2 protein-coding genes are annotated in these 1,083 nt (G+C 43.1%); one reads left to right on the top strand and one right to left on the bottom strand.

The window, feature by feature from the left end; translation table 11 throughout:
• Positions 1-360: 360 nt before the first annotated feature.
• Complete coding sequence (locus KDK15_RS01390) at positions 361-495, bottom strand: hypothetical protein (protein WP_257293576.1); 135 nt, start codon at positions 493-495, stop codon at positions 361-363.
• Between the two features lie 298 nt (positions 496-793).
• Between KDK15_RS01390 and KDK15_RS01385 the strand changes: the two genes are divergently transcribed.
• Positions 794-1,083: hypothetical protein (locus KDK15_RS01385; protein ID WP_257293575.1), on the top strand; the 290-nt coding region annotated here is incomplete at its 3' end.

Raw genomic sequence — 1,083 nt, 5'->3', positions numbered from 1 at the left:
CTTACTATGAAATTTTCAAGAATACCTGTGATAAAGAACAAGCAAAAATCGCTGGTAAGCAAGCTGTCGCCTTTATAATAGAATCGAATAAAGCAAAAAATAATAAGCTTGAAGCAAAAGTTATATCTCACCCCGCTCACTTTTCAAACAGACTTAGTAGCCGATAATCGAAGGTAAAAAGGTATTGAGTTTAAAGCACCTGAATCATCCGGTTCTGGCGAAACCCCTGCCCTTCAAGTCCGCAGTACCACGAGCTTTTCCAATTTATTGAGCCGCCAGCCGCCTCCTGGGAGAGCCCTATTAGTCTGGACAAAAATGACGGAGAACTGTCGGTTATCCGGGGGCATCAACGTTATGATTTTATTGGCCGGTTTCAAGAGAACAAACAGCTTCTTGACCATTAACCGGGAAAAACGACACCCGACAAACACCATCATCCTCATCCGTGAGGCAATGGCTTTCGAAGAGTTTTGTATCGCCATTGGTGATAGTCATAGCAAATCTTTATGCATTTTTTACATAAATAGTGAATAGCTTGTGTCTAGGATGGAACTTTTATAACGAAGAGTGGTCTTAAGCTGAAATTCAATATTTCAATATTTCAATGGATAGACCTAACTATTCTGCCTGTTTTGATGCAGCTACTAATCACCTTGGTTATTTTCAAGATACTACTTTTTCTGAATCTGATAAATCATGTCAGGCCTTCTCCCGTGACGTTGCAGAAGTAGCTAATGTTCCGTGTTCTATTCGTTCTGATAAAACTACTGGAAACTTCCTTCAGCAGCCAAAGGTGACAAATGCTATTATTATCCCTCAACTAAATAGTGAACTGCTTCAACGAAGTACACCTCTTGCGGGAAATGAGTTGTATGTTATAGCTTCTGCTTCCGGCTCTGATGAATCTCTGACCATCGCTCATAATAAGGCTTACGCCCAGTCCGAGAAACGGAAGGCTTACCAGAAGGCTTACCGTGAGTCCGAGAAGGGGAAGGCTTCCCAGAAGGCTTACCGCGAGTCCGGGAAGGGGAAGGCTTACCAGAAGGCTTACCGTGAGTCCGAGAAGGGGAAGGCTTCCCGGAA

Origin of the sequence: Endozoicomonas sp. YOMI1 (assembly GCF_024606345.1) — a bacterium.
Lineage (GTDB): Bacteria > Pseudomonadota > Gammaproteobacteria > Pseudomonadales > Endozoicomonadaceae > Endozoicomonas.
This window is presented reverse-complemented; position numbering and strand designations above follow the sequence as displayed.

Coding starts and splice junctions, on each gene's coding strand:
- KDK15_RS01390 (WP_257293576.1), bottom strand. CDS start 495: ATGACTATCACCAATGGCGATACAAAACTCTTCGAAAGCCATTGCCTC.